Source organism: Sphingomonas sp. Root720 (assembly GCF_001428605.1).
Taxonomy (GTDB): Bacteria; Pseudomonadota; Alphaproteobacteria; order Sphingomonadales; family Sphingomonadaceae; genus Rhizorhabdus.
The window spans coordinates 152,432-178,383 of sequence record NZ_LMID01000001.1 but is presented as its reverse complement, the minus strand read 5'-3'; the positions used below and the strand labels follow the sequence as shown (position 1 = coordinate 178,383).

21 protein-coding genes, 1 tRNA gene and 1 riboswitch are annotated in these 25,952 nt (G+C 66.2%); of the genes, 16 read left to right on the top strand and 6 right to left on the bottom strand.

The genetic code is table 11. The features are described 5' to 3' along the window. The first annotated feature begins 141 nt into the window (after positions 1–141). The 5 genes from ASE22_RS00880 (at position 142) to clpX (ending at position 7,564) form a co-directional block, all read left to right on the top strand. Positions 142–3,282 carry a hypothetical protein gene (locus ASE22_RS00880; protein ID WP_056353695.1) on the top strand — a complete coding sequence of 1,047 codons (3,141 nt, stop codon included), beginning with the start codon at positions 142–144 and terminating at the stop codon, positions 3,280–3,282. 68 nt (positions 3,283–3,350) lie between these two features. Beyond that, positions 3,351–3,435, top strand: a tRNA-Leu gene (locus tag ASE22_RS00875). A 69-nt stretch (positions 3,436–3,504) separates the two neighbouring features. After that, a complete protein-coding gene (tig, locus tag ASE22_RS00870) occupies positions 3,505–5,160 on the top strand; it encodes a trigger factor (protein WP_056353692.1) in 1,656 nt (551 codons plus the stop codon). 179 nt (positions 5,161–5,339) lie between these two features. Further along, the gene (locus tag ASE22_RS00865) at positions 5,340–5,996 is read left to right on the top strand and encodes an ATP-dependent Clp protease proteolytic subunit (RefSeq protein WP_056353689.1); all 657 of its coding nucleotides are present in this window, start codon (positions 5,340–5,342) and stop codon (positions 5,994–5,996) included. A 293-nt stretch (positions 5,997–6,289) separates the two neighbouring features. Then, positions 6,290–7,564: an ATP-dependent Clp protease ATP-binding subunit ClpX gene (gene clpX, locus ASE22_RS00860; RefSeq protein ID WP_056353686.1), complete on the top strand. Its 1,275-nt coding sequence runs from the start codon at positions 6,290–6,292 to the stop codon at positions 7,562–7,564. Between the two features lie 84 nt (positions 7,565–7,648). On the opposite strand, the gene ASE22_RS00855 is transcribed toward clpX, so the two are convergent. Next, positions 7,649–8,620 (bottom strand): tetratricopeptide repeat protein, encoded by a 972-nt coding sequence (locus tag ASE22_RS00855; protein WP_056353682.1) that lies wholly within the window; start codon positions 8,618–8,620, stop codon positions 7,649–7,651. A gap of 194 nt (positions 8,621–8,814) precedes the next feature. Between ASE22_RS00855 and ASE22_RS00850 the strand changes: the two genes are divergently transcribed. The 5 genes from ASE22_RS00850 (at position 8,815) to ASE22_RS00830 (ending at position 16,130) form a co-directional block, all read left to right on the top strand. Continuing rightward, positions 8,815–11,268, top strand: a complete 2,454-nt coding sequence (locus ASE22_RS00850) for a cyclic nucleotide-binding domain-containing protein (RefSeq protein ID WP_082545792.1) — start codon at positions 8,815–8,817, stop codon at positions 11,266–11,268. Further along, on the top strand, positions 11,268–12,146 hold the full coding sequence (locus ASE22_RS00845; protein WP_056353676.1) for a hypothetical protein: 879 nt from the start codon (positions 11,268–11,270) through the stop codon (positions 12,144–12,146). Before ASE22_RS00850 ends, ASE22_RS00845 begins: the two co-directional genes overlap by 1 nt. Positions 12,147–12,156: 10 nt before the next feature. After that, positions 12,157–13,980, top strand: a complete 1,824-nt coding sequence (locus tag ASE22_RS00840) for a cytochrome c3 family protein (protein WP_056353673.1) — start codon at positions 12,157–12,159, stop codon at positions 13,978–13,980. A 130-nt stretch (positions 13,981–14,110) separates the two neighbouring features. Beyond that, positions 14,111–14,980: a phosphodiesterase gene (locus ASE22_RS00835; protein WP_056353670.1), complete on the top strand. Its 870-nt coding sequence runs from the start codon at positions 14,111–14,113 to the stop codon at positions 14,978–14,980. Positions 14,981–15,034: 54 nt separating this feature from the next. Beyond that, a riboswitch (SAM-I-IV-variant riboswitch) is annotated at positions 15,035–15,140 on the top strand. Between the two features lie 39 nt (positions 15,141–15,179). After that, complete coding sequence (locus tag ASE22_RS00830) at positions 15,180–16,130, top strand: homoserine O-succinyltransferase (RefSeq protein WP_056356164.1); 951 nt, start codon at positions 15,180–15,182, stop codon at positions 16,128–16,130. A 56-nt stretch (positions 16,131–16,186) separates the two neighbouring features. Here the strand turns inward: ASE22_RS00830 and ASE22_RS00825 are convergent, their stop codons facing one another. The 3 genes from ASE22_RS00825 to ASE22_RS00815 are packed head-to-tail and all read right to left on the bottom strand — an operon-like array spanning position 16,187 to position 18,410. Beyond that, positions 16,187–16,486: an alkylphosphonate utilization protein gene (locus tag ASE22_RS00825; protein WP_056353667.1), complete on the bottom strand. Its 300-nt coding sequence runs from the start codon at positions 16,484–16,486 to the stop codon at positions 16,187–16,189. Further along, on the bottom strand, positions 16,483–16,971 hold the full coding sequence (locus tag ASE22_RS00820; protein WP_056353665.1) for a GNAT family N-acetyltransferase: 489 nt from the start codon (positions 16,969–16,971) through the stop codon (positions 16,483–16,485). Before ASE22_RS00820 ends, ASE22_RS00825 begins: the two co-directional genes overlap by 4 nt. After that, positions 16,971–18,410, bottom strand: a complete 1,440-nt coding sequence (locus ASE22_RS00815) for a glycosyltransferase family 2 protein (protein WP_235537496.1) — start codon at positions 18,408–18,410, stop codon at positions 16,971–16,973. The genes ASE22_RS00820 and ASE22_RS00815 overlap by 1 nt, the downstream gene beginning before the upstream one ends. 114 nt (positions 18,411–18,524) lie before the next feature. Between ASE22_RS00815 and ASE22_RS00810 the strand changes: the two genes are divergently transcribed. The 5 genes from ASE22_RS00810 (at position 18,525) to ASE22_RS00790 (ending at position 23,036) form a co-directional block, all read left to right on the top strand. After that, positions 18,525–19,100, top strand: coding sequence for a cytochrome b (locus ASE22_RS00810; protein WP_056353660.1), 576 nt, complete (start codon positions 18,525–18,527; stop codon positions 19,098–19,100). Between the two features lie 60 nt (positions 19,101–19,160). Beyond that, entirely contained in the window at positions 19,161–19,781 is a 621-nt protein-coding gene (gene folE, locus ASE22_RS00805; RefSeq protein WP_056353657.1) for a GTP cyclohydrolase I FolE, read from the top strand. 23 nt (positions 19,782–19,804) lie between these two features. Further along, positions 19,805–20,284 carry a hypothetical protein gene (locus ASE22_RS00800; RefSeq protein ID WP_056353653.1) on the top strand — a complete coding sequence of 160 codons (480 nt, stop codon included), beginning with the start codon at positions 19,805–19,807 and terminating at the stop codon, positions 20,282–20,284. Beyond that, entirely contained in the window at positions 20,281–21,651 is a 1,371-nt protein-coding gene (locus tag ASE22_RS00795) for a cryptochrome/photolyase family protein (RefSeq protein WP_056353650.1), read from the top strand. The genes ASE22_RS00800 and ASE22_RS00795 overlap by 4 nt, the downstream gene beginning before the upstream one ends. A 104-nt stretch (positions 21,652–21,755) precedes the next feature. Next, positions 21,756–23,036 (top strand): SAM-dependent methyltransferase, encoded by a 1,281-nt coding sequence (locus tag ASE22_RS00790; protein ID WP_056353647.1) that lies wholly within the window; start codon positions 21,756–21,758, stop codon positions 23,034–23,036. A gap of 125 nt (positions 23,037–23,161) precedes the next feature. Here ASE22_RS00790 and ASE22_RS00785 read toward each other — a convergent pair whose 3' ends face one another. Further along, entirely contained in the window at positions 23,162–23,872 is a 711-nt protein-coding gene (locus tag ASE22_RS00785; RefSeq protein WP_056353644.1) for an SDR family NAD(P)-dependent oxidoreductase, read from the bottom strand. A 22-nt stretch (positions 23,873–23,894) separates the two neighbouring features. Continuing rightward, complete coding sequence (gene purF, locus ASE22_RS00780) at positions 23,895–25,355, bottom strand: amidophosphoribosyltransferase (protein WP_056353643.1); 1,461 nt, start codon at positions 25,353–25,355, stop codon at positions 23,895–23,897. Between the two features lie 142 nt (positions 25,356–25,497). Between purF and hisI the strand changes: the two genes are divergently transcribed. Then, complete coding sequence (gene hisI / locus ASE22_RS00775) at positions 25,498–25,872, top strand: phosphoribosyl-AMP cyclohydrolase (protein ID WP_056353640.1); 375 nt, start codon at positions 25,498–25,500, stop codon at positions 25,870–25,872. Positions 25,873–25,952 lie beyond the last annotated feature (80 nt).

Here is a 25,952-nt window from a genome sequence, read left to right as displayed (position 1 = left end):
GGGCGGCTCCCGACTCGCGCTCGTCTCCTCTCTACGGAGACTCCGGCCTCCGCTGGAGCGACGGGTGGGAGGTGATCCGCATATTTCCCGACGTCCAGCTTTCGCTGGAGTGGGCGCGCGGGGAAGGTCTATGCACGCCGCATGATCTACGGCGATCCCGGCAGCATCATCTCGCTCAACCTGCCGGCGGGCGAGGGCGAATATCGATTGTCGGTTCCGCCGGGACTGACGATCGCGCGGCGGGTGGCGACGACGCGGTTCCAGCCGGTCGCCGCGGCCTGGCGTTTCCCGCCACAGGCCAGCTTCGCGATGAGCGATGGCGACGCGCTGCCGGGCCGGGTCCTGCTCGCGACGGCGGGGCCGGGCCGGCCGACGGCGCACGGCGTCGTGCTGGACAGGGCGAGCTTCCTCCAGTCGAAGGCGTTGGGCCTCGACTTCGGTGCCGGCGCCGATCCGGAGCATGGCCAGGCGCCGCGCCGCCTGCGCTGCTCCTTCCGCGGCGTGGTGCCGCCCCGGGCCGATGGGGCGCTGCTCTTCTACATGGTCGGCTGGAACGTCGGCACGATCGCCCTGACGACCCGCTACGGCAGCGACCAGCTCGAATGCACGATCGGACGGGGCGAGCACATCCAGAGGGGCTTCTACAGCACGATGAGCCGCACCCCCGGCGTCGAGCAGCTGCTCGAGGTCGAATGGCGCAACGATCCCGGCCGGCCCGGCGGCACGCTGTCCTTCTTCATCGACGGCAAGGCGGCGGGCGGACCGTTTCGGACGGGGTTCAAGCCGCGGATCACCCCCGAGATGGACGTTTCGGTCAACGCAGCGCTCGGCAATATGCGGCAGGCGATCGACGGGTTGCTGGTTCGCGAGATCGGGATCGGCTTCGACCGGCCGGTGATCGACGAGAGCTATCCGGCCGTTTCCGGCGACATGGTGCGGGGACGCGACCTTCCGGACCTCGTGGTCGACGCGCGCGCCGTGACGGCGCCGCAGCCGGCCCGCACGCTGGCCTGGCGCGGGCCGGACGGCTCGGTCGCTACGCTCGACATCACCGTCGGCCCGCTCGAGGTCTCGCCGGGCCAGCCGTGGAAGGCGGTGCTTGTCGACTGGTCGAGCGGGACGGGCGTGCCGCATCCGAATGTCCTGGAGATGACCCACCCCGCCGTGCAGAATTGCCGGTTCGAGGATGCGGTGCTCGCGGCCGCCCAGCCGGCCTGGATCGAGTGCCTGCCGCAGGGGCCGGTGCCGGTGATCGACGGCATCGCCTATCGCTGCGAGGCGATCCGCGCGGGCGACTATGTCCAGTTCCAGTTCGGCTACGACTGGGACGCGAGCGTCATGCCCGACAATCCGTTCGGCGACCCGAGCGGCAGAAACGCCTATATGGTCCCGCACAAATGGCTGGTCTACGATCGGGAGGACCGGCTTCTCGCGACCGTGCAGCGGCCTGACGGGGGCCCGCTCAACGGTGCCGACGTTCCGGGCGTCTATCAGGGGCCGGTCGATGGACGCGGCTGCGCGATGACCAGCCGCGAACATCGCTGGTATCCGCACGGCACGGTCCGGTCGGGGATCATCTGGCGCAACCGCGACCCCGGCAGCCACGACCAGGCGGACGTTCGCCGCGCCGTGCCGCTGTTCGAGCTCGGCATACCCTTTGGCAGCCGCCTCGATTATTCGGTCAACGGGTTCGACCTGCGTATCTTCATGGGCGGTGCCGGCGGCGACGGGCAGGCCAACGGCTTCGGCAACGTCCGGGTAATGCCCTGGAAGCAGAGCGACTATCGGACGATGCTGAGCCAGGCGGGACGGACCCGCGATCCCTATGGCGGCTCGCTCTGCTCGGCCAACTCGCTGGCCGCCAACGCGGCGCTCTGGCTCGAATATACGCCGTTCAACGTCCACGGCCGCTCGCCCGTCACCGGACCGGGCGGCATGCGCGACGACCGGCAGATCATCCCCGAGCCGGTCGTCTGGCACATGAATCTGCCCGATGGCGTCCGGCCGCACGACCGAATGCCGTGGCGCACCATCGCGCTCGACTATCTGACCGGCTACGTCTCGGATCCGGTTCACGCTTTCGAGAAGGGACGCAACGTCCCTGTCTTCAAGGGCGCCCCCCGCCGTCCGGTCGTGCTGCGCAACCATTATTACGGTGCCGGCGACCGCGCCGTTCCGTCGGCGCGGGCCTGGTACCAGCAGGGCGGGCGTCTCTCCGACTGGCTGCGCGGGTCCAATCCGCTACGAGTCTCGGTGCCTTATGCCGGCGATGCGCCGACCCGGCCCTATTTCGGGACGTTCCAGATCGACAAGCTGCACGGGCACCAGTTCCCGGGCTGGGGCAGCCTGCTGTTCCGGACACCCGAATTCGCCTTTCTCGGCCATCGCTTCTGGGACCAGAACCGGCTCTATTCGAACAGCATCATCGGCAGTCGCTGGCCCCATCTCTGGTCGGCGCGCGAGGGCGCCTGGGCTTTTCTGCACGCGGCGCTTGCCTGGAAGACCGCCAGCGCGACCTCGCAACGGCTCTACAGCCGCCGCGAGGTGCTGGACTTCGCTGTCGTCGACTTCGAGGATTTCCACGACCGCCACTATGCCGCCACGCCCGGCTTCCTGAATCCGCCGACGGACCTGATGCCCGGCGGTCGGGTCGATCTCGACGGCGCGATCTATGCCGCCGCCCAATATTTCGGCGTGGTGGGCAAGGACGATCGGCAGCTGGTCCAGCATGAGTTCAGCATCGGATACTGGCTAAGCGCGCTGGCGGCCGGCGAGAAGCTCGGCTTCAACACGGCCCTGCGTGCCGCATCGCCAAAGGCGAAGGCGGTGCTCGACTGGCTGATCGCGATGCACCGCAAGCGGATTGTCGGCCGGATCGTCGGGGGCGCGAATCTGGCGCCGGTCGGCGGTTACACCTATTTGCAGGGCATCTGGACCGCCGAGCATATCGCCGCCGCCGGGGGCGACGTCGCCCGACTTCCGCACAGCTATGCCGATCTCGAACGACTATGGGGCCGGGCGCCGGGCTGGGACCGCTTCGAGCATGACGGCCGCTCGATCAGCCGCGACGGGCAGGCGATGGACCAGCTGATCGCCGGGCCGTCGCTGCTCAGATATCTGCTCGGCCAGTCGGGCGAGGATCTCGTCTCGGCGCAGGCGATCGCCAATCGCTGGCGCGAGCAGAAGAAGGCGGAGGAGCTGGTGAAGGGGGACCGTGCAGGGCAGGGCTGGTTCGTCTATCTCCAGGCCTCGAACAACCCGGCCAGGCCCGTCCAAAGCTAGGTCGAATCGCGCGGGTTGTGCTGGCTCGCCATGTTGCTATAGAGCGCGCCGACCGGCGGTCCTTATTTGCGGGCGTGGCGGAACTGGTAGACGCGCTGGATTTAGGTTCCAGTATCGCAAGATGTGGGGGTTCGAGTCCCTTCGCCCGCACCAGCTTCGCTTTCCAGTAGCGCGAAGCGGGACCGACACAGATTTTCTCGAGATAGAGGTTGGATGCGACCCATGCAGACTGTCGAAACGCTCAATGAGGGCCTGAAGCGCGCCTATACGGTGACGATTCCCGCCAACGATGTCGCCCAGCGCGTCGAGGCCGAGATCAAGTCGATCGCGCCGCAGATCCGCATGCCCGGCTTCCGCCCCGGCAAGGTTCCCGCGAATCTGGTCAAGAAGATGCACGGGCCGGCGATCGAGCAGGATGCGCTCAACAAGGCCGTCCAGGACGGCGTCCAGCAGCTCCTTTCCGAGCAGAAGCTCCGTCCGGCCATGCAGCCGTCGGTCGAACTGGTCGGTGGCGAATATGAGGCCGGCAAGGACGTCGCCGTCAAGGTCGAGCTGGAAGTGCTGCCCGATGTGCCGCCGCCGGCGATCGACGGCATCAAGCTCGAGCGCCTGACCGTCGCGGCCCCGGACGCCGACATCGAGGCGCAGATCAAGCGCATCGCCGACCAGCAGAAGCGCTATGAGGACGCCCAGGACGGCCATCCGGCGGTCGAGGGCGACCTCGTCGTCCTCGATTTCGCGGGCAGCGTCGACGGCGTCGCCTTCGAAGGCGGCACCGGCACCGACATGTCGGTCGAGCTCGGCTCGGGCCGCCTGATCCCGGGCTTCGAGGATCAGCTCGAAGGCATCAAGAAGGGCGAGTCGCGCTCGCTCAACGTCACCTTCCCGAAGGATTATGGCGAGAAGTCGCTGGCCGGCAAGGCGGCCGTCTTCGAGGTCACCGCCACCGATGTCCGCGTTCCGGGCGAAACCAAGCTCGACGACGAGTTCGCCCAGTCGCTCGGCCTCCAGGGCCTCGACCAGCTCCGCGAGCTGATCAAGGGCCAGCTCGAGCAGGAGCTGAACGGCCTGACCCGCACCCATATGAAGCGCAAGCTGCTCGACCAGCTCGCCGCCGCCCACGATTTCCCGGTTCCGCCATCGATGGTCGAGGCAGAGTTCGGCCAGATCTGGGCGCAGCTCGAGCATGAGGCCGGCCACGAGGAGGATCCCGAGGCCGCCCGCGCCGAGATGGAGAAGGATCGCGACGATTATCGCGCGATCGCCGAGCGTCGCGTCCGCCTGGGCCTGTTGCTGTCGGAGATCGGTCAGCAGAACGGGGTCGAGGTCAGCGCGCAGGAGATGCAGCGTCTCGTCCAGCAGGCCGCGATGCAGTATCAGCCCGCCGACCGCGACCGTTTCGTCCAGTATCTGCAGCAGGACCCCATGGCCGCCGCTCAACTGCGGGCACCGCTCTACGAGGACAAGGTCGTCGACTTCCTGTTCGACAAGGCCGAGATCAGCGACCGCACCGTCAGCCGCGACGAGCTGGAAGCCGCGATCGAGGCCGACGACGATACGATCGGCAAGGGTCATGTCCATGGTCCGGATTGCGGCCACGACCATCACGACCATGACCACGACCACGGCAAGGCGGCTCCCGCCAAGAAGCCAGCCGCGAAGAAGGCCGCTGCCAAGCCGGCCGCCGAGGAGGCTCCCGCGGTCGAGGAAAAGCCTGCCGCCAAGAAGAAGCCGGCGGTGAAGGCCGAGGAGGCGGCCGAAGCCGCCCCAGCGCCCAAGAAGGCCCCGGCCAAGAAGGCCGCCGCGGCCAAGGCCGAGGACGCTCCGGCCGCCGAGCCGAAAAAGGCACCGGCCAAGAAGAAGGCCGCCGCCGAGTAATCGGTCGATCTTCGATCCGTCATGGAGGGGCCGGGCAGCGATGTCCGGCCCTTTCATTTTCTCCTCGTCGGGAGCGAGATGCTTTCCGGGCGATCGAGGGCTCACGCGACCCCCTTGAATCACCGACGGCAAAGGCCGATGTAGGCTCGGCAAGGCAAAGCAAAGGACCAGAACCTCCCATGCACAATCCGTTTGAAACCGGCCAGTTCCTGAATCCGGAAACCGGCGCCCTGGTCCCCGTCGTGATCGAGCAGTCGAACCGCGGCGAGCGCAGCTTCGACATTTATTCGCGCCTCCTGCGCGAGCGGATCATCTTCGTGACCGGTCAGGTCGAGGACCATATGGCCTCGCTGATCACCGCCCAGCTGCTGTTCCTCGAATCGGAAAATCCGAAGAAGGACATCTTCATGTACATCAACTCGCCGGGCGGCGTGGTGACGGCCGGCCTCGCGATCCACGACACGATGCAGTATATCCGGCCGCGCGTCGGCACCGTCTGCATCGGCCAGGCCGCATCGATGGGCAGCTTCCTGCTCGCGGCGGGCGAGCCGGGCATGCGGGTGGCGCTCACCAACAGCCGGATCATGGTACACCAGCCGTCAGGCGGGGCGCAGGGCATGGCGGCCGACATCGAGATCCAGGCCCGCGAGATCCTGCGCATGCGGCACCGGCTCAATTCGCTCTACGCGAAATACACCAAGCAGCCGATCGAGGCGATCGAGGCGGCAATGGACCGCGACAAGTTCCTCGAGGCCGACGAAGCCAAGGCTTTCGGCCTGATCGACGAGGTATTCGACAAGCGTCCGAGCCCCGCCGACGAGGCGATCGCTGCCTGATCGGCGGCCGTCGACGATGGCCCTGGACCTGCCTCTTCCCCGGAAGCAGCGCGGTTCCTTGGCCTCGCCGAGCGGGCGAGTCGCCTGGATTTCCGCCTCCCGATCGGGTGGCGGCGCTTTTCGATGCCGCTATCATGCGGCGGTTGCACCCGGAAAACGGCTTCCCATATCGCTGGGAACCCTCTTCGCGCCCATCGCTTCTTAAGATGCCCATCGCTTCTTAAGATGGTTGTGAGAAGGGGGATGACATGTTTAGGATGCGTTCGATCCCTAGTGGAGTCAGGATCTAGTTTATGACGAAGTTGACCGGCGGCGACTCGAAGAGCACCCTTTACTGCTCCTTCTGCGGCAAGTCGCAGCATGAGGTTCGCAAGCTGATCGCTGGCCCGACGGTGTTCATCTGCGACGAGTGCGTCGAGCTTTGCAATGACATCATCCGCGAGGAGACCAAGGGCGCGCTCGTCAGCAAGAAGGACGGCGGTGTCCCGACCCCGCACGAGATCTGCGAGCACCTCGATCAATATGTGATCGGGCAGGCCAAGGCCAAGCGCGTGCTCTCTGTGGCGGTGCATAACCACTACAAACGGCTCAATCATGGCGCCAAGGGTGCCGATGTCGAGCTGGCCAAGTCGAACATCCTGCTCGTCGGGCCGACGGGCTCGGGCAAGACGTTGCTCGCCCAGACGATGGCCCGTCTCCTCGACGTACCGTTCACCATGGCCGACGCGACCACGCTGACCGAGGCCGGCTATGTCGGCGAGGATGTCGAGAACATCATCCTGAAGCTGCTTCAGGCTTCCGACTATAATGTCGAGCGGGCCCAGCGCGGCATCGTCTACATCGACGAGATCGACAAGATCAGCCGCAAGGCGGACAATCCTTCGATCACCCGCGACGTATCGGGCGAGGGCGTCCAGCAGGCGCTGCTCAAGCTGATGGAAGGCACGACGGCGAGCGTTCCGCCGCAGGGTGGCCGCAAGCATCCGCAGCAGGAGTTTCTGCAGGTCGATACGACCAACATCCTGTTTATCTGCGGCGGCGCCTTCGCCGGCCTGGAGAAGATCATCGGTGATCGACTCCAGGGCAAGTCGATCGGCTTCGGCGCCTATGTGGCGGCACCCGAGGAACGGCGCACCGGCGAGACCCTGCAGCAGTGCGAGCCCGAGGATCTGCTGAAGTTCGGCCTGATCCCCGAGTTCGTCGGCCGCCTGCCGGTGATCGCGACCCTGATGGACCTCGACGAGGCCGCGCTGGTCGAGATCCTGACCGCGCCGAAGAACGCGCTGGTCAAGCAGTATCAGAAGCTGTTCGAGATGGAGGGCGTCAAGCTCGGCTTCACCGACGACGCGCTGGTCGCGATCGCCCGCAAGGCGATCACCCGCAAGACCGGCGCGCGCGGCCTGCGCTCGATCCTCGAAGGTCTGCTGCTCGACACGATGTTCGACCTGCCCTCGATGGACGGCGTCGACGAGATCATGGTCGACAAGGACGTGGTGGAGGGCCGCAAGGATCCGGTCCGGGTCTTCTCCAAGAAGAGCAAGGAAAAGGCCGGCGGCGACGCCGCCTGATCCGACGGGCCACCGCATGAAAAAGGGCCGCCGGAGCGATCCGGCGGCCCTTTTGCTTTGGCGTCAGAACGTCTTTGCTGGGCCTCAGCGCCCCATCCCGAAGGTCTTGGCGGCCTCGTCGAAGCGGGCGAGCTGGCCGGCGTCACCCTTGAAGGCGGCCCGGGCCTTGGAGAGCGCGGCCTGCGCGCCCGGCGCGTCGTTGAGCACCATTCGGGCGCGCATCAGCCTGATCCAGCCGTCGGCGTCCTTTGGATTGCTTTCCAGCCGGGCGGCGAGGCGGGCGACCATCATGCGCGCCATCTCGTCCTGCTGGGACGGGCTCATCGCCGTCGCGGCCTTGAGGTCGGCGGCGTTGGGCCCGGGAATGCCGTCCGTCGCCACGGTGTCGCCACCGCCCACCGCCGCCGCAGGCCCGGCCGGCGGCGCGGCCGGCGGCGGCACGCGGCCGGCGAGGTCGATCTTGTGCTCTGCGGCGACCTTGGCGATCAGTTCGCGAACCGGCTTTGCCCAGGGCGCCCCCGGGGGGCTGTCCTTGAGGATCGCGATCCAGTCCGCGATCGCGCCCTCGTGGTCGCCGTCCTGGTCCTTCTTTACCGCCAGGAAATAGCGGGCGCGGTGGTCGCTCGGGTCGATCGACAAGGCCTTGCGGAACGAGGCTTCGGCGGCCGGAGTGACCCCGCCGGTGCCGGACAGCAGCTGCACTTCGCCCAGCGCCGACCACATCTCCGCATTGGAGGGATCGATCCGGGTCGCCTTCGCATAAGCGCGCGCCGCGTCGGGATAGCGCCCGAGATTATAATAGGACCAGCCGAGCGTCGCCCATCCCTTGAAATCGTTCGGGTTGTCCTCGAGCCGCTTTTCGAGCGCCCCCACCATCGACGCGACGTCGCCGACGGGGCCCGCCTCGTTGCCGGCGGCTCCCGATTCTTCGAAGCCGGACCGCGACCGGGTCACCGCCAAGGCGATCGCGGCCACCGCGATCAGGGCGGCGAGGACCAGCGCGATGCGTGCGAAGGGCAGCGGAAAACCTTTGCTTGCGGTGGCGTCGTTCGTCACATTTCTCTCCGCAATTGAGCGTAATAGCCTTTGATAACCAAATGTAACGAAAGTCTAGCGGAACGCGTCGAAGCTGATAGAGTAGGGAAGGGGCAGACACCAAAATTCGCGCTCGTCGCAGGGGCATGCGCGATCTTTGGTGTCTAACGAACGGCCGCTGGCTCGGCGGCGTCGAAACGGGGCAGGGGGAATCAGTGGCGGAGACCTACCGTGTTGCCATCGTTGGCTCGGGGCCGGCGGGGCTTAGCGCTGCGGCACATGCGGCGCAGCTCGGCATGTCGCACGTCCTGCTGGAAAAGACCGACCATCTTTCCGATACGATCTACAAATATCAGAAGGGCAAGCATGTGATGGCCACGCCGAGCCAGCTCGTGCTGCGCTCGGACATCGACTTCGACGCTGGCAAGCGCGAGAAGATCCTCGGCATCTGGGACGAGCAGACCGCGGGCCGCAAGGTCAACGTCCGGCTCAGGAGCGAGGTCAAGGCGATCGCCGGCCAGAAAGGCGATTTCACCCTCACCCTGACCGACAAGACCGAGATCAGGGCGGAGGCGATCATCCTGGCGATCGGCACGCAGGGCAACCCGAACCTGCTGCGCTGCCCGGGCGCCGACGGCGGCCATCTCCAGCTTCAGTACCAGCTCGACGATCCCGGCGAATATGTCGACGAGCATATCACGGTGATCGGCGCCGGCGACGCGGGCATCGAAAATGCGCTCGGCCTCGCCCAGGACGTGGCCCAGGGCAACATCGTCACGATCATCAACCGCACCGCCGACTTCAGCCGCGCCAAGGGCGCCAACGTAAAGCTGCTGATGCAGGCGCGCGACGAGGGCCGCATCAACGTGGTGACCGATGCGTCGCCCAACCGGATCGAGCCCGGGCATCTGGTGCTGGACACCCGCGACGGCGAGGCGCGGATTCGGTGCGACCGCATCATCGCCCGCATGGGCTCGGCAGCGCCCCGCAAGTTCATCGAGGAATGCGGGATCCAGTTCACCAGCCCGGATCGCGAAGCCTTTCCGACGCTGTCGCCGCAGTTCGAATCGACCAACGACGGCATCTACGTCATCGGCGCGCTCGCCGGTTATCCGCTGATCAAGCACTGCATGAACCAGGGCTATGACGCGGTCGAGTTCATCAACGGCAACACCGCGCTCAAGCCCGCCGACGAGCCGATCCTCGAAAGCAAGTTCGCCAATCTGCCGATCAGGAAGTCGGTCGACGAATGGCTCGAGTTCATTCGTACCAACGTCCAGATCCTCAACGACCTGTCGCCGCTCCAGATGCGCGAGTTCATGCTCGACTCGGATGTGCGCTATTACGGCAAGAACGACATCATCTTCGAGAAGAACGCGCCGGGATCGTCGCTGTTCTGCATCGCGCAAGGATCGGTCGACATTCCGCTGCCCGATGGCCGCTCGACCGGTATCGTCATCCCCCAGGGATCGATCTTCGGCGAGGTCGGCCTCGTTTCGGGCCGCCGCCGCGGGTCGACGATCCGTTCGATCGCCGAGACCGTCGTCGTCGAGATACCGCGCAACGCGATCCTGAAGCTGATGGCGTCGGTGCCGGGCGTGAAGCGCGCCGTAACCCGCATCTCGACCGAGCGCCAACTGCTGCAGATGTGGCAGTCGGGCCTCCAGTCCGCTGACCTTGCCGAGGTACTGGAAACGGCCGAAATCAAGGCCGTCCGCGCCGGCGAGGCGATCTTCCGCGAAGGCGAGGAGGGCAACGACGTCTTCGTGATCCGTTCGGGATCGGTCGTCGTCGAGAAGTCGATCGGCGGCAAGCCGGTCTTCCTGTCCTATGTGCCGGCCGGCAACTATGTCGGCGAGCTCGAACTGTTCGACAACGGCATCCGCAAGCAGACGGTGCGCGCGGCGGTGAAGTCCGAGGTCATCAAGCTCGGCGGCGACGCGTTCCGGCGATTGCTCGAAGCCAAGCCGCAATTCTTCGCCAAGGCGAAGAGCGCGATGGGCGAGCGCGAGGATCTCGCGGCCTTCATCGAAGCGAAGAAGGACAGCTTCGCCACCGTCGTCGACATGTACAGCTCGGTCGCCAATTTCCTGGTCGACAACGGCGTCGGAGAGGCAACCGACGTGTTGCTGATCGACGAGAATCTCTGCGTTGGCTGCGACAATTGCGAAAAGGCGTGTGCCGACAGCCATGAAGGCATTTCGCGGCTCGACCGCGAGGCGGGGCGGACCTTCGCGCATCTCCATGTCCCGACGAGCTGCCGGCACTGCGAGCATCCGCACTGCATGGCCGATTGCCCGCCGACCGCGATCCATCGCGGCCAGGACGGCGAGGTCTATATCGACGATACCTGCATCGGCTGCGGCAATTGCCAGCGGAACTGCCCTTATGGGGTGATCCGCATGGAGAAGGAGCCGCCGAAGAAGCCGTCCCTGTGGAAGTGGTTCCTGTTCGGTCAGGGGCCCGGCCCCGGGGAACCCAGCCACGAATGGGCCTATGCCCATGCGACGCCGGGCGTCGAGAAGGCGAAACGCGCGGTCAAGTGCGACATGTGCTCGGGTATAGAGGGCGGCCCGAGCTGCGTCCGCGCCTGTCCGACGGGGGCGGCCATCCGCGTCGCTCCGGAAGAATTCCTGACGGTCGCCCGGCTGCAACGGGACGACGCCTGATGGCCAGCAAATCGCTACGGCAAGCGACCACCGGTCGCGAGCGCGCTTCCGAGCATGAGGGGTTCCTGCGTCATCAGGGCTATAAATGGCTCAAGATCGCGCTCGGCATCAGCTTCGTCGCGTTGATCGTCTATGCGTTCAACGACGTCCAGCCCAAGCCTAATGGCGGCAGCATCTATGGCTATGTCACCGGCACGATCGGGGTCCTGCTGATCCTCTGGCTGACCATGCTCGGCCTGCGCAAGCGTTCGATCACCCCGGGACGCTGGTCGCTCAAGAGCTGGACCTCGGCGCATGTCTATCTGGGCCTGTCGCTGATCGTCATCGCGACGCTCCACACCGGCTTCGACTTCGGATGGAACGTCCATACGCTGGCCTATGCGCTGATGATGGTCGTCATCGTCTCGGGCATCTTCGGCATCGCCGCGTATGCGAGCCTGCCGCAAGCGCTCTCGGCGAACCGCGGCGAGACGACCCAGATACAGATGCTCGACAATCTGCGGATGATCGATCGCCAGCTCAACGAGGCGGCGCAGCCGCTCGATGCCGACGGCGCGGCGATGGTGCGCATGTCGCTCGACGACGATCCGTTCGGCGGCGGGCTGATCGCCCGGCTGACCGGCCGTTACGGCAAGTGCGGCAATCGCGCCGCGCTGGCGGCCGTCCGGGCCGCGCAGAGCCGGAAGGAAGGCGAGGCCGATCCACTCGACCATGTGGAAGTGCTGCTGGAGCGCAAGCGTTCGTCGCTATCGCGGATCCGCAAGCATCTGCGGCTGAAGGCGCTGCTGGAGGTGTGGCTTTATGTCCACGTCCCGCTGACCTTTGCCCTGATAGCGGCGCTGTTCGTCCACATCGTCTCCGTCTTCTATTACTGGTGAGAACGCGCCAATGAGCTTCATCGTTCGCACGGTAGCGCGCACCGCCGACGGGCGGGACATCGTCCGCCCCAAGAGCTTCGACAAGGCCGAACTGACCATCGGCCGCAGCCCTTCGAGCGACATCCACCTCCCCGATCTGGCGGTGACCCTGAACCATGCCGTGATCCGCACCGTTGCGGGCGGTGCGGTCGAGATCGTCGCGACCGCGGGCATGCCTTTCGTCGTTGACGGCAAGTCGACCGAGCATGAGCGCTTCTCCGCATCGCCGGGCGCCGATATCCGCATCGGCAGCCATTCGTTGTCGGTCGAGCCGGGCGAGGGCGAGGAAAAGGGTTCGGTCGTCATCACGGTCGAGCGGTCTGGCGCGATTTCGAACGCCTCCGAGGAAAAGGAGGAGGCCAGGGTCTTCTCGCTCGCCGCGGTACTGCCGACCAAGCGGATCATGGCCTGGGCGGGCGTGTTGCTGGTTCTGGCGATCTTCCTGGCCTGGCCGCTGGTGTCGATCAACACCCAGCCGACCGAGAACGGCCGCAAGGTGGCCTTTCATGCCGACGAGCTGTGGACTTCGGGCAAATTGTCGCAGGTGCACAAGGGGCTCGAGAATAATTGCCAGGCCTGCCATGTGAAGGCCGGAGAATCGGTGCGCGATACCGCGTGCGTCGCCTGTCACACCAAGGTCCACGACCATGCCGACAAGGCCAAGCTGCTCGCGGCCAAGGGTTCGCCCGGTATCGTTGGCGGCACCAAGCAGTTCGTCGGGGGGCTGTTTGGCATCCAGCCCGGCCGCTGCGTCGAATGCCATACCGAGCATCAGGGCCAGACGGCGATGCCGGTGACCGACGAGCGCTTCTGCACCAACTGCCATGGGGACATGAGCAAGCGGATCGATACCGCCCTCAAGGATGCCGACGATTTCGGCAAGGGCCACCCGCAGTTCGAGCCGACGATTCGCTTCGCCGGTGCCAACGGCCTGCCGTCCTTCCGCCGCGTGTCGCTCGATGCGAATCCGAAGGAGGATAATGGCCTCAAATTCCCTCATGATCTGCATCTTTCGGCCACCAACGGGGTGGCGCAGATGGCGAAGACGCTCGGCAAGTCCGAGGGTTATGGCGCGCCGCTCGACTGCGCCAACTGTCACATCCGCGACGCGACCGGGTCGAGCTTCGTCGCGGTGAAGATGGAGCCGGCTTGCGGCGCCTGCCACAGCCTCGCCTTCGACCAGGTCGGCGGCACGGTCCGCACGTTGCGGCACGGCGATCCGGCCCAGGTGGTCGCCGACATCCGTGCCTTCTATCGCGCCGGTGCCCCCCGCAGCGCCGCTCTGCAGGGCATGGACCGACGGCGCCCGGGCGATTTCGCCACGGCCGGCCAGCGGATCGGTTTCGCCCAGACCAGCGCGATGCACATAGGCAATGCCGATCAGGCGATCCGGGCGGTCTTCTCGAAGGGCGGCGCCTGCTTCGACTGCCACACCGTCCGTGCGACGGGCAATCCGACGACGCCCTTCGCGGTCGCTCCGGTTGCGCTCAGCCGGCGCTACATGATGAAGGGCTGGTTCGACCATGCCGCGCACGACACCGAGAGCTGCGCCAGCTGCCATGCGGTGAAGGGCTCCAAGCTATCGGCCGACGTCAACCTGCCGAAGCTCGCCAAATGCCAAGAATGCCATGGCGGCCAGGACGCGCACAAGGAAGTGCCATCGGCCTGCGCGATGTGCCACGACTATCATCGCAACGACTTCGCGCCGCTGATGGTTCGTGACAATCGCGCCCGCGGCAAGGCGGTCGAACATATCGAGGAGAGGGCGCTGAAGCAGGCCGGTACCGGTATTTAAACCCCGGTTTACCGCTTTTTGCGATTGCTTGTGTAGCAGATCACAACCGGTCGTGGCAGCAGGTGATCATATGGGCGGACCGTTTTCGGGGCCGGACGCGTTTACCGGTCGAGTACAGAGGGCCAAGTCCATGCTGATCGCGCAACTGACCGACCTGCATATCGGCTTCGATCTCGACAACCCTGACGAACTCAACTTCCACCGGGTCGCTTCCGCGATCGATTATGTGAAGGGCCTCTCGGTCGTTCCCGACCGGCTGTTCTTGACCGGCGATCTGACCGACAATGGCGATATCGCCAGCTACGAGCGGCTTCGCGGCCTGATCGATGGCTGCGGTTTCCCCGTCCATCTCTGCACCGGCAATCATGACGATCGGGCCGCGATGAAGCAGGTCTTTCCCGACCTGCCGGTCGAAGACGGCTTCGTCCAATATGTGATCGACGAGGCCGAGGTGCGGATCATCGTCCTCGACACGCTCGACCCAGGCCATCATGGCGGCGCCTTCTGCCGCCGCCGCGCGGGCTGGCTCAAGGCCCGGCTCGCCGAGATGCCCGGCAAGCCGGTGCTGATCGTCCTCCATCATCCGCCGATCGAGACCGGCATTCCCTGGATGACCGCGCACCCGACCGAACCCTGGGTGGTGATGCTCGACAAGGCGATCGGCAACCGGCCCGACGTGACGATGATCTCGGGCCATATCCACCGCTCGATCACGACCAGCTGGCATGGCCGGATGCTGGCGGTGGCGCCCTCGACCGCGCCACAGGTCGCGCTGGAAATGGCGCCGATCGACCCCGAATGCCCGGACGAGCGGCCGATGATCGTCGCCGAGCAGCCCGGCGTCGCGCTCCACCTGTGGACTGGCGAGGGATTCGTCACCCACCATGCCCAGGTCGGCGCGCCCGATGTGCTCGCCCGCTACGACCGCCGGCTCCAGCCGCTGGTCCAGGCGCTTGCCGAAGAGCATGAGACGATCGAGCCGGGCGCGGCGGCCGCCTGAACGGCAGCCGCGTCGTTCGACGATTGCCAAGCAGGTCGCTTCGCCCTAGATAGCGAACAGCATCAAGAGTTGGGCCGGCGCCCAACGCCAACCTGCCGATCCGGGCAAGGTGGCGCTCCGAGAGGAGGATGTGGCCGATCCGGCAACCAAGCGGACCAAGCCTCATCGCGTCGACCCTGCCGACAAGGAACGACGCGACGTGCCGATCAAGATTCCCGACGACCTTCCAGCCCGTCCCATCCTCGAGCAGGAGGGCGTCGCCGTCATGCGCCGGACCGACGCCGTGCGGCAGGACATAAGGCCGCTGCGCATCGGCCTGCTCAACCTGATGCCGAACAAGATCGATACCGAGACCCAGATCGCCCGGCTGCTCGGCGCGACCCCGCTGCAGGTCGAACTTACCCTGGTGCGGATGACCGATCATGTCGCGCGCCATACCCCGGCCGATCATATGGCGGCTTTCTACCGCCCTTGGGCGGAAGTCCGCGACGAACGCTTCGACGGCTTCGTCATCACCGGCGCGCCGGTCGAGCACCTGCCCTTCGAGGAGGTCGGCTACTGGGCCGAGTTGTGTCGCGTACTCGACTGGACCCAGACCCATGTCCACAGCAGTTTCACCATCTGCTGGGCGGCCCAGGCAGCGGTCCATCATTTTCACGGCGTGCCCAAGCGGCTGTTGCCCGGGAAGGCTTTCGGCGTGTTCCGGCACCGCAATCTCGCGCCATCGTCTCCCTATCTGCGCGGTTTTTCGGACGATTTCTCCGTTCCGGTCTCACGCTGGGCAGAGGTCCGGCGAGAAGATTTTCCCGCCGATTGCAGCCTCGAGGTGCTCGTGGACAGCGAGGAGACGGGCCTGTGCCTGCTCGGCGATCCGTCGCACCGGTCGATCCATATGTTCAACCATGTCGAATATGACACCCGGACCCTCGCCGACGAGTATTTCCGCGACGGAACGGGGCCGCTTCCGGCGAATTACTTCCCCGGCGACGATCGGACGAGACCCCCCGAAAATCGCTGGCGAAGCCATGGCCATCTGCTGTTCGGCAACTGGATCAACGAGATCTACCGGACGACGCCGTTCGACCTCGCCGCGATCGGCGGCGCCCGTACTGTCGCCAATGACGCGGGGCCGGAAGCGGCGGCGGGGTAAGGTCGGACGGGCGGTTTCCGGATGCGCTTGCTCGATGCCGACGACCGCGTCCGATCTCATCTTTTCCGGACGAACTCCGCCCGCAGCACCAGGCCCTTGATGCCTTCGTAGCGACAATCGATCTCCTGCTCGTCGCCGGTCAGCCGGATCGACTTGATCAGCGTGCCGCGCTTGAGCGTCTGGTTGGCACCCTTGACCTTCAGGTCCTTGATCAGGGTCACGCTGTCGCCGTCGGCGAGGAGATTGCCGACCGAATCGCGGACCTCGACGCCTGGGGCGCCCGCGCCCTCCGCACCGGCATCGACCGCGCTGACCCATTCGCCGGTCGCCTCGTCATAGACATAGTCGTCGCTCATTCGCTGGGCCCTTCGATCGATGCGTGGAGTTCCAGGTGCAGGAACCGGTTGAAGGCGGTCGCTACATAGTGTCCGAACGCTTCGCCATCGGTGAAACCCCTGAGCCGGTAGAGCGCCAATGCCGGATCGAAGGCGGGCCCGCTGCCGGTTTCCAGGCACAGTCGACGCACGCCCCGATCTCGCGCGGCGGCGATGATATGGTCGAGCAGCGCGGCGGCCACGCCCATCCGCAGGAAATCCGGATGGGTGCGCATCGACTTGATCTCGCCGCCGCCGTCGGCGAGCATCTTGAGTGCGCCGATGCCCGCCATCCTATTCCCGCTCCAGGCCGCCCAGACCGTAATCTCAGGCATGCGGAGGCTCGACAGGTCGAGCGCATGGACGCTGCCCGGCGGCGAATGGGCGCGCATCCCGGCCAGATGCAGCGCCAGCAGCGCGCGGGTCTGCTCTCCGGTGAGGTCGTCTTCTCGGATCGCAAAGGCCATCAGGATGCAGCCCTTGCCAATATTCCGCCGCGCCGGGCCTTGGTCCAGGTCGAGCTGCGGGTAAGGAAGGCGATCCAGCCCCAGGCGGCGCCGAGATGCCGGAGCAACTGGAAGCTGAACGGCTCGATGAAGGAGGCGGCGAGGACGCGGCCCCAGCCTTCGGGGAGCATGCCGCCCGACCAGCGCCGGTAGAGCATGATCGACCAGAGGTGGAAGCCGAGGTCGATCACGACCTTTGCAAGCATCGCGACCAGGATCGGGCCGACAACGGGCAGACGCCCCTGGCTTGCGAAGCCGATCAGCAGGGCGAAGGCGACGAGGCCGAACAGGGGCTGGACGGTGTCGAACGCCTTGACCGGCAGCATCATCGTGCCGAGCCGCCCGAAGCGTGGATTGCCGACCATGTCGCGGTTCCAAAACTGGGTCTGGAGGAAACCGCCGAACCAGCGCCGCCGCTGTCGCAGGAACGGGGCGACATGGCCGGGCGCGTCGGTATGCGCGCGGGCCTCGCCCAGCACCCGGACCTTCCAACCAAGGCCGTTCTCGGTCGACCAGCGATGGAGCCGGTGGATCAATTCATAATCCTCGACCAGGCATTCGGGGTCGAAGCCCCCGACCGTCACCACCGCCCTGCGTCGGAAGCCCGCGAAGGCGCCGGAAATCAGCAGCAGCCCGTCGACCCGCATCCAGGCGAAGCGCGAGATGAAGTTGCGGACATATTCATAGGTCTGGAACCATTCGAACAGCCGCCCGGCGGCGCTGCGGTCGCAGATCGGCCGCAGCAGGCCGGTCGCCGCGACCAGCGCGGGTTCGCGGTGGAAGGCAGTCCGCATCGCCGCTATCGCGTCGGGGGCGAGGATGGTGTCCGCATCGACCGTCAGCACGATGTCGCTGTCGATCGCCTCGAGCGCGGCGTTGAGCGCGCGTGCCTTGCCGCCGTGCGGCAACCGCAACCAGCGCAGCGCCGGCACGTCGGGCGATCGGGCCAACTCGCCATAAGCGGGCTTCGCCATGGCGAAGGCGCGCTCCATCGTCCGCGGGGTCGGGTCGGTGGATCCGTCGTCGGCGATCAGAATGATGTCGGGCGGGTCCTGCTGTGCGAGGAGGGCGCGGACGGTCTGTTCGAGCACCGCCGCCTCGTTGTGTGCGGCGATGAGCACTGCCAGGGTCGGGCGTTCGCTGCCATCCGGCTCGGCCGGCGTGAAGCGGCGCAGCGGCAGGGTCTGGACGCCCACGAAGACGAGCAGCGCGGTGTCATATGCCAGATAGACGAGCCCGACCGACCAGGCGAAGATCCCCGGCTGTGCCCAGGCTTGCGCGGTCAGCACGACCAGTGCCAGCAACGCCCCGCCGTGGAGCAATAGCGCGGGCAGGGTGAAGGGACGCGGATTGAGGCGCGGCGAGAAGGCGTTGAAGCGGGCTTCGATCGAGGACGGCATTTTCATGAAGGCGCGACCGGAAAACTCATTCTGCGTTCCGGCTGGAATCCGCCGTTTCGCGCTCTATGATCGGAATGTTGACGTATCGCAACAATCCAGCGCCGGAGCATAGCCATGGCCGATGAACGCCCGCTTACGAAGCGGTATACGACTCCCGCGATCATCGCTCACTGGCTGATCGCCGTGTTAATGATCTGCAATCTGCTGCTCGGCCTGTTGGCCGAGAAACTCCCCGACGAAAATATCCGCCTCGCGATCGATACGCATAAATCGATCGGTATCACCGTGCTCGGTCTGGTGCTGCTTCGCATCCTGTGGCGTCTCGGCCATAAGCCGCCGCCTTTTTCGGCGGGCATGGCGGCATGGGAGCGGGCGCTGGCTCATATCGCCCATTTCGGCCTCTATGCGTTCATGCTGTGGATGCCGCTGACCGGGTGGCTGCACGACAGCGCCTGGAAGGCAGCGCCCGAGATTCCGATGCGGTTGTTCAACCTGTTCGACTTCCCCCGCGTCGGATTCGTCATGGCGCTGCCCGACGACCGCAAGGAATATCTCCATGGCCTGTTCGGTGCGATGCACGAGGTCGGCGGCTATGCTTTGATCGTCCTGTTGCTGCTCCATGTGGCCGGGGCACTGAAGCACCAGTTCGTCGACGGGGAACCGGAATTCGCCCGAATGTGGCCGCGCTGACGTTTACATCCCGGCGCGCCATGCGTTAGGCGGACGCGAAACAACAGGACAGGATGCGGAATGTCGATACTCGGTGACGACGACGAAGCGCTGCACGGCACGCCCGCGGGCAAGATTCCCGTACCAGAGGATGTGCAGGAAGCGATCCGTACGCTGATCCGTTGGTCGGGCGACGATCCCACCCGCGAAGGTCTGCTCGATACGCCCTCGCGAGTGGGCCGCGCCTGGAAGGAATATTGCCAGGGCTATGACGAGGACCCTTCGCTCCACCTGACCCGCACCTTCGAGGAGGTCGGCGGCTATGACGAGATCGTCTTGCTCCGGGACATCCCGTTCCAGTCGCACTGCGAACATCATATGGCGCCGATCATCGGCCATGCGCACATCGCCTATCTGCCGCACCATCGGGTGGTCGGCATTTCCAAGCTGGCACGCGTGCTGCACGGCTTTGCTCGGCGCCTGCAGATCCAGGAACGGCTGACCGCCGAGGTGGCCGACTGCATATGGACGCACCTGGAGCCGGTCGGCGTCGCCGTCGTCATCCAAGCCAGCCACAGCTGCATGACGGCGCGGGGCGTTCGCACGCCCGGTGTCGGGATGACGACGAGCCGAATGATGGGCGTCTTCCGCGACGACGAACGAAGCCGTAAGGAAGTGCTGAGCCTGATGGGGCTCGGCTGAGAGTCGCGGGTAGAGGTAGTCCGATGATGCGTGGCACGATGATCGCCGCTATGTTCCTTGTCGTCTCGTCCGTTGCGATCGCCGCGGTGCCCTCCGCCAAGCCGGCGATGCCCGCCACGGCTCCCGGCAAGGTGCTGGCACCTACAGCCGGCGCCGTTCCCGTGCGCCGGATCACGCTGTCGGCTGAAGGCCGTACGATCGCCGCGCGGATCATCGGCACGCCCGATCCGCGCACGAAGGAGATCCAGGCCGAACTGGGGACGATCCGTCAGCAGAAGGCGCAACTGATCGCCGGCGCCGCGGTCGATGTCGAAAAGCTGGAGCCCATGCTCCGGCGCGAGGAGGTGCTTCAGGGCGAACTGCGCACGCGCCAGAACGATCGTCTGCTGTCGCTGCTCCGCGCCTTGCCCGACGCCGACCGGATCGCGCTGTTGCACAGCATGGCCAATCCAGCGAAACCGGACGGCGTCAGGGCCCCGGTTCCGGCCACGCCCGGCAATTGATCGCGCCATCGATCGTCTGGTTTCGCCAGGACCTGCGGCTCGCCGATCAGGCCGCGGTCGCAGCGGCGTCGGCGGCCGGGCCGTGGATCGGCGTCTACGTCCTCGACGACCTCACCCCCGGCGACCGCGCGATCGGCGCGGCGCAGCGCTGGTGGCTGCACCATAGCCTGCGGGCGCTCGACCGCGACCTGGCCCAGCGGGGCGGACGGCTCGTCCTGCGCCGGGGCAGGGCGGCGGAGGAACTCCCCGCCGTCGCCCGCGCAGTCGGCGCGCGGACAATCCATGCGCTGCGCCATTACGAGCCTTGGTGGAAGCGGGCCGAGGGCGAACTCCCCGGAGAAATCGGGCTGCATCTTCATGATGGCGGTCGGCTCGCCCCGCCCGAGGCGGTGCTGACTGGAAGCCATGGCCGCTACCGCATCTTTACTCCCTATTGGCGCGCGCTGAAGGAACGGATGCCGCCGGGCAGGCCGGCGCCGGCGCCCGCCACGATCCATGCGCCGCAGGCGGGCATCGATGGCGATGCGCTCGACGATTGGGCGCTGCGTCCGGCGAGGCCCAACTGGGCGAAGGGTTTCGACCGGTGGACGCCGGGCGAGGAGGGCGCGCGATCGGCGCTCGACGACTTCCTGCCGTTGCTCCCCGATTATGATGGCGACCGCGACCGGCCGTCGGTCGACGGCACCTCGCATCTGTCGCCGCACCTGCACTTCGGCGAGATATCCCCGGCGACCTTGTGGCACCGCGCGATGGCGTCGGCACCAGACAGGGCCGACCCATGGCTCCGCCAGCTCGGCTGGCGAGACTTCTGCGCCAATGTCGTCGATTTCCTTCCCGACTATGGCGACACCAACGGACGTGCCGCGTTCGATCGCTTCCGCTGGCGGACGGGGGAGGAGGCCGATCGCGACTTCCGGGCCTGGACATGCGGGCGGACGGGCTATCCCATCGTCGATGCGGGCATGCGCGAGCTGTGGGCGACCGGCGTCATGCACAACCGGGTGCGGATGATCGCGGCGTCGTTCCTGGTCAAACACCTCCTCATCGACTGGCGGCGCGGCGAGCGCTGGTTCTGGGACACGCTGGTCGATGCCGATTATGGCAACAACGGCGTCAATTGGCAGTGGGTGGCAGGCACCGGGATCGATTCCAATCCGTTCGGCCGGATCATGGCGCCGCTCGTCCAGTCGCCGAAATTCGATGCCGGCGACTATATCCGTCGCTGGCTGCCCGAACTGGCGGGGCTGGGCGACGAAGCGATCCACGATCCCGCTGGCGCCGGACTTTCGCCCACGGGCTATCCGGCGCCACTGATCGGTCACCGCGCCGCGCGCGAACGGGCACTGGCGGCGAACGCGCGAATCTGAGGAATTTTGTCGGCGCCCCTGCAACAAAGCTTCTTCCGCTCCCGTATGGCTGGATATAAGCGGCATTGCTTCGGCCGAGTTGGGGATAGGACGGACGAGATCAGATGAATGCGCAGCCGCCCGTGCGTGGACAACACCTTCTTCTTGCCGACCGCCGCTTCGCCACCGGGTCCAGCTGGATAGCCCGCCTGCTGTCACCCGGCTTCCAGCGCTTGCTCGACCGGATCGACCAGGGACTGGAGGAAGGCGCGATCGAGGCGACCTTGCCCGACGGCAGCTTCCGCGTCGTCGGCGGCCGCAAACCGGGCCCCGTCGCCGTCATCGAGTTGAAGAGCTGGAACGCCCTGATCCGGCTCGTCACCACAGGTTCGGTGGGCTGGTATCGCAGCTGGGCCGAGGGCGAGTGGACCAGCCCCGATCCGGTGCCGATCTTCGACCTGTTCATGCGCAACCGCCATCCGCTCGGGGAACTGGGTCGGGCGCAGGGACCGCTGCGATTCTTCAACTGGATCTGGCACGCCGTCCGACGCAACAGCCGCAGCAACGCCCGGCGGAACATCGCCTTCCATTACGATCTCGGCAACGACTTCTACGAGCTGTGGCTCGACCGGACGATGAGTTATTCGTCAGCGCTGTTCGCCGATCCGATCGGTACCGCCGAGCCGCTCGAACAGGCCCAGCATCGCAAGATCACTGCCTTGCTCGACCGTCTCGAGCTGAAGCCAGACATGAAGCTGCTCGAGATCGGTTGCGGCTGGGGCGGCCTCGCCGAAGTGGCGGCAGCCGATTATGGCGCCGACGTCACCGGGATCACCCTGTCGGTCGAGCAGAAGGCCTATGCCGATGCGCGGATCGCGAAGGCGGGGCTGTCGGACCGCGCACGCTTCGAGATCTGCGATTATCGCGACGTTCCTGCGCAATATGACGCCGTGGCCAGCGTCGAGATGGTCGAGGCGGTCGGCGAGAAATATTGGCCGACCTATATGGAGGCAATCGCCCGCGCGCTGAAGCCGGGCGGCCGGGCGGCAATCCAGTATATCGAGATCGACGACGATATATTCGAAAGCTACCGCACCGATGCGGATTTCATTCAGACCTACATCTTTCCCGGCGGCCTGCTGATCTCCGAAAGCCGCTTTCGCGCCGCGGCGGAGAAAGCCGGGCTGCGCTGGGAAGCATCCAGTCGCCACCGTTTCGGCCTCCATTATGCGGAAACGCTCCGGCGATGGCGGAAAAGCTTCGATCAGGCGGTAGTCGACGGCCGGCTGCCGCAGGGCTTCGACGAGGCTTTCGTCAAGCTGTGGCGCTTCTACCTGATGTATTGCGAGGGCGGCTTCACCGGCGGCGGCATCGACGTCGCGCAGGTGACGTTGGTGAAAGACTAGCCGAGCGTCGCGCCACCGAAGGTTGAGGTCCAAAGGACCCCAGAGAAGGCGGCGGACATGGATGCCAGCCTCTGCAGGAGGTTGCGTCCGAGAATATCCCGACCGTCATCCTGGCGAAAGCACGCTCAGCCCTCGACCGTTAGCCGATAGCCCGTTTCGAAGTCCTGCTGGACCAGCTTCAGAAGCGCCTCGCCCACGACGGCGGGGCCCTTCAGCTTCTCCTGGTCTTCGCCTGGATAGGCTTTCCGGCGCATCGCCGTCGCGGTGGCGCCGGGATTGACGATCGCCACGCGGATGGCGCTGATCCTGGCGACTTCCTCGGCATAGGCCAGCAGCAGCGTCTCGAGCGCGGCTTTCGAGGCGCCATAGGCCCCCCAATAGGCGCGCGGCGCCTGCGCGACCGTGCTGGTCAGCCCGATCACCCGGCCGCCCGCGCTGGCGCGCAGCAGCGGGTCGAAGGCGGCGATCAGCTGCTGCTGCGCCATGATGTTGAGGGTCAGCAGCCGGGCGAACTCCTTGGCGTCGATTGCCGGGACCGGCGCCAGCGTGCCCAGCATCGCTGCATTGAGCACGAGGATGTCGAGCGCTGCCCATCGACCGCCGATCGCCTCGGCAAGCCGAGCGATGCTGTCATTCTCGGCCAGGTCGAGCGGGGCGATGGTAGCGCTGCCACCCGCCGCGTGGATCCGTTCCTCGACCTCTTCCAGCCCGCCGGCGGTGCGGGCCGTCAACACGACATGCGCACCCGCCGCGCCCAGGGTTTCGGCCGTTGCGGCACCGATGCCGCGCGAAGCGCCGGTGACGAGCGCGAGCTTGCCGGAAAGTGGCTTGTCCATGATGGGGTCCCGGTTGAGCGGATCAGGCGACGACCCGCTCGCCGTGCAGGGCAAGCTGGTCGGTCGGGGTGAGCTCTTCATGATCGGTGAGATGGGTCGGATAGTCGCCGGTGAAGCAGGCGTCGCAGAAATTCGGGGCGCGATCCACCCGCCCATCTTCGCCGAGCGCCCTGTAGAGGCCGTCGATGGACAGGAAGGCGAGGCTGTCGGCGCCGATATAGGCGGCCATCTCGGCGACGTTCATCTGCGCGGCGAGCAGCTTGGCGCGCTCGGGCGTGTCGACGCCGTAGAAGCAGCTGTGCCGGGTCGGCGGGCTGGCGATGCGCAGATGCACCTCGCGGGCACCCGCATCGCGCAGCATCTGCAGGATCTTCACGCTGGTGGTGCCGCGGACGATCGAGTCGTCGATCAGCACGAGCTTCCTGCCGTCGATCAGCGCGCGATTGGCGTTGTGCTTCAGCTTGACGCCGAGATGGCGAACCTGGTCGCCCGGCTGGATGAAGGTGCGGCCGACATAATGCGAGCGGATGATACCGAGTTCGAACGGAATGCCCGATTGCTGGGCATAGCCGATAGCGGCGGGCGTGCCCGAGTCGGGTACCGGCACGACCAGGTCGGCCTCCACCGGGTTCTCGATCGCCAACTGGGCGCCGATGCTCTTGCGCACCGAATAGACCGACGAACCGTCGACGATCGAATCGGGGCGCGAGAAATAGACGTGCTCGAAGATGCACGGGCGGGCGCGGACGTCCGCGAAGGGACGGATCGAGCGCAGGCCGCCTTCGGAGATGATCACCAGTTCGCCCGGTTCGACCTGGCGGATGAAGGTGGCACCGACCACGTCGAGCGCGACCGTCTCCGACGCGAAGATATAGGCGTCGCCGACCCGGCCGAGGACGAGCGGACGGATGCCGAGCGGATCGCGGCAGGCGATCATGCCCTCGGGCGTCATGCAGATCAGCGAATAGGCGCCTTCGACCTGCTTGAGCGCGTCGATGAAGCGATCCAGCAGGGTCCGGTACTTGGACATGGCGACGAGATGGATGATCGTCTCGGTATCGCTGGTCGACTGGAAGATCGATCCGCCGCGCACCAGTTCGCGGCGCAGCTTCATCGCGTTGGAGATATTGCCGTTATGGGCGATCGCGAAACCGCCCGACGACAGTTCGGCGAACAGCGGCTGCACGTTGCGCAGTGCGGTTTCGCCGGTGGTCGAATAACGGACATGGCCGCAGGCGACCTTGCCGGGCAGGCCGCGGATCACCTCGTCCTTGTCGAAATTGCCGGCGACATGGCCCATCGCCCTGTGGGTGTGGAAGGCATGGCCGTCCCAGCTCGTGATCCCGGCCGCCTCCTGCCCCCGGTGCTGCAAAGCATGCAAGCCGAGGGCGACCATGGCGGCCGCGGTCTCCGCGCCCCAAATACCGAAAACGCCGCACTCTTCGCGCAGCTTGTCATCATCAAACGGATGCGTGGTGAGCATCGCGTATCCCGTCGCGGTGGCTGATAGGGGCGCATATAGTGGGGGCGTCGGCATTTGTCGCCCCACTGTCATAATAAATCTGCGGTCCGCCCGATTCCGCCCGGTCTTGCCCGCCGCGCGGCTTTGGAGCATCGCTCCGCTCATGGACCATGATCGTGAACAGGGCAGCGTGCTCGACCCGCGCTATGATGCCGCCGGCCTCATCACCGCGGTGGTGACCGACCATCTTTCGGGCGAGGTGCTCATGCTCGCCCATATGAACGCGGAGGCGCTGGCCGCCACCCTCGCCAGCGGAGAGGCGACCTTCTTCTCGCGCTCGCGCGGCCGGCTGTGGAAGAAGGGCGAGACCAGCGGTAACGTCATGCGCGTCGTCGAGGCGCGGATCGATTGCGACCAGGACGCGGTGTGGCTGCGTTGCGAGCCGGCGGGCCCCGCCTGCCACACGGGCGAGCGCAGCTGCTTCTACCGGCGGATCGATGGCGACGGTTCAGTGCTCGCGCGCGCGGAAAAAACGTAAAATATCGAGGATTTAGACTAAAGTCGCAAACGTTTGCTATTGCTCAATTGATGGCCCGAACACGGTTGCCATAAGGACAT